Origin of the sequence: Klebsiella sp. MS 92-3 (genome assembly GCF_000195655.1) — a bacterium.
GTDB classification, from domain to species: domain Bacteria; phylum Pseudomonadota; class Gammaproteobacteria; order Enterobacterales; family Enterobacteriaceae; genus Klebsiella; species Klebsiella pneumoniae.
The window spans coordinates 3,812-5,870 of record NZ_GL882858.1 but is presented as its reverse complement, the minus strand read 5'-3'; the positions used below and the strand labels follow the sequence as shown (position 1 = coordinate 5,870).

The window sequence follows — 2,059 nt, the reverse complement described above, 5'->3', positions numbered from 1 at the left end:
GTTTGCGATCGATGAGTCAGGCTCAGGTGTTCTTGCTGTTCGCGGCGATAATCTTCGCGACTTTGTCCGCCTGAGCGTTCATTTGCATCTGACGATAGGCGTTTTCCATCTTCGGCAGGGCATCGCGGGTGGCCTGGGTATCCGGATAATTACGCATCATCCCTTCCACACGGTTAACCACGGCAACCCATGCGCCACGATCGGTGTAGTAATCCACGACCGACAGCTCATATTTGGCCAGACGATCTTTCAGGAACACCATGCGTTTATAGGCGTCAGTGGCGTACTGGCTGTTCGGATAACCACGCACCAGTTTGGAGAAGTCATTGAAGGCATCGCGCGCGTGCTGCGGATCGCGGTCGGAGCGATCAACGCCGAAGAAGCCCTGCAGCGCGCTGTCATCCAGGGCCATGTTGGTCAGGCCGCGCATATAGATGACATAGTCGATGTTCGGATGGGTGGGGTTCAAACGCATGAAGCGATCGATAGCCGCCTGAGCCAGAGGAAGATCGGCGTTTTTATAATACGCATAAATCAGATCCAGCTGTACCTGTTGGGAATAAGGGCCGAATGGATAACGATTATCCAACGCTTCCAGTTGCGTTATCGCCTGTTTCCAGTTACCGTCCTGCAGTTTTTGCTGGGCGGTCGCGTAGATTTCATTCGGCGGATTATCAGGCACCTCTTCCTTAGAGCCGGAGCAACCCACCAAAGCCAGGCTCAGTGTGGCGGCTGCCACCAGGTATTTCATGCGCGTCATGACGTTTTGACTTCCTCAAAATGTTTATGCGGGAGAATCTCTGTTCCTGCTCCCGATTAAGACCAGCTACAATAGCACACTATATTAAACGGCAAAGCCGTAAAACCCAACGTTAAACGAAGAAGCTGTATATGGCACAACGAGTACAACTCACCGCAACGGTGACCGAAAATCAACTCGGTCAACGCTTAGATCAGGCTTTGGCCGAATTGTTCCCTGATTATTCGCGATCGCGGATAAAAGAATGGATCCTCGACCAACGCGTATTAGTCAATGGCACCATTGGCGATAAACCGAAAGAAAAAGTGCTGGGGGGAGAACGCATCGCTATCGATGTCGAAATCGAAGAAGAGGCGCGCTTCCAGCCGCAGGATATTCCGCTCAATATCGTTTACGAAGATGATGACATCATCGTGATCAATAAACCGCGCGATCTGGTTGTACATCCTGGCGCGGGCAACCCTGACGGTACTGTGCTGAATGCGCTGCTGCACTACTATCCGCCTATTGCCGATGTGCCGCGCGCGGGTATTGTTCATCGTCTGGATAAAGACACCACCGGTCTGATGGTGGTGGCGAAAACCATTCCGGCGCAAACCCGGCTGGTGGAGTCGCTGCAGCTGCGCGAGATCACCCGTGAATACGAAGCGGTGGCGATCGGTCATATGACCGCCGGTGGCACAGTGGAAGAGCCGATCAGCCGTCACCCGACCAAGCGTACCCATATGGCGGTGCATCCGATGGGCAAACCGGCGGTGACCCACTACCGCATTATGGAACATTTCCGCATCCATACCCGCCTGCGTCTGCGTCTGGAAACCGGTCGTACACATCAGATCCGCGTGCATATGTCGCATATCACCCATCCGCTGGTGGGTGACCAGGTCTATGGCGGCCGGCCGCGTCCGCCGAAGGGCGCGTCGGAGGAGTTCATCACCGCGCTGCGTAAATTCGACCGCCAGGCGCTGCACGCCACCATGCTGCGCCTGTATCACCCGATCTCCGGCATTGAAATGGAGTGGCACGCGCCCATCCCACAGGATATGGTCGAGCTCATCGAGGCGATGCGCGCCGATTTTGAAGCCCATAAGGACGATATTGACTGGTTATGACGAAACTGATTGTACCGCAGTGGCCAATGCCCGGCAGCGTGGCGGCCTGTAGTTCTACCCGCATCGGCGGCGTGAGTCTGCCGCCCTATGACTCGCTCAACCTGGGCGCCCATTGCGGCGACAATCTGCAGGATGTCGAAGAAAACCGGCGGCGGATGTTTGCCGCCGGCGGGTTTCCGGCTTTCCC

The 2,059-nt window shown here is 55.7% G+C and carries 3 protein-coding genes; 2 read left to right on the top strand and 1 reads right to left on the bottom strand.

The window, feature by feature from the left end; translation table 11 throughout:
• Positions 1 to 22: 22 nt before the first annotated feature.
• Positions 23 to 760, bottom strand: a complete 738-nt coding sequence (bamD, locus tag HMPREF9538_RS04075) for an outer membrane protein assembly factor BamD (RefSeq protein WP_004145664.1) — start codon at positions 758 to 760, stop codon at positions 23 to 25.
• A 131-nt stretch (positions 761 to 891) separates the two neighbouring features.
• On the opposite strand from bamD, the gene rluD reads away from it, so the two are divergent.
• Both rluD and HMPREF9538_RS04085 read left to right on the top strand, forming a co-directional pair.
• The gene (gene rluD, locus HMPREF9538_RS04080) at positions 892 to 1,872 is read left to right on the top strand and encodes a 23S rRNA pseudouridine(1911/1915/1917) synthase RluD (protein WP_002914110.1); all 981 of its coding nucleotides are present in this window, start codon (positions 892 to 894) and stop codon (positions 1,870 to 1,872) included.
• Positions 1,869 to 2,059: laccase domain-containing protein (locus HMPREF9538_RS04085; RefSeq protein ID WP_009486135.1), on the top strand; the 191-nt coding region annotated here is incomplete at its 3' end. The genes rluD and HMPREF9538_RS04085, both read left to right, overlap by 4 nt.